Here is a 495-nt window from a genome sequence, read left to right on the forward strand (position 1 = left end):
CTTGCGGCAGGGCTATCGCATAGGGAGCGCACGATACGGCGGCATTGGCAGTCGGCTCCCTCTCCCGCTTGCGGGGGAGGGCTGGGGTGGGGGCTGTCTCCGCATTGGGATTGTTGAGAATTGCGGAGGATGTCCCCGGGTGGTGAGAGCCCTCACCCGCCGCGCGCGGGACGATGCTTCGCATCGCCCCGGGGCGCGTCGGCCTCTCCCGCAAGCGGGAGAGGTCAGAGGATCGCGGCCCAATCGCCAAGCCCTCGCCCCTAGAGCATTTTCGGCTCTGATTGAATCAGAACCGAAGCTCTAGATTCTTGTTTTGACGCGTTTTCTTTACGCGAACCGGTGTCCACTTCGCTCGAAAACGCTCTAATAGCGAAGCACCCGAGCGCCCAGCGCCGCGCCGATCGCCGTCACCACCATCGTTGCCATCGTGTACCAGGTGGCGACGAACAGCGGCGAATCGTCGGTGCAATGCGTCGCATAGAGCGTCGCGGCGAG

The 495-nt window shown here is 64.0% G+C and carries 1 protein-coding gene; it reads right to left on the bottom strand.

Translation table 11 applies throughout. The features are described 5' to 3' along the window. Positions 1 to 363: 363 nt before the first annotated feature. The coding region (locus tag AACY52_RS32485; protein WP_370468076.1) for an NrsF family protein at positions 364 to 495 on the bottom strand (132 nt) is incomplete at its 5' end.

Source organism: Pseudomonas sp. EA_65y_Pfl1_P113, assembly GCF_963970525.1.
Lineage (GTDB): Bacteria > Pseudomonadota > Gammaproteobacteria > Pseudomonadales > Pseudomonadaceae > Aquipseudomonas > Aquipseudomonas tritici.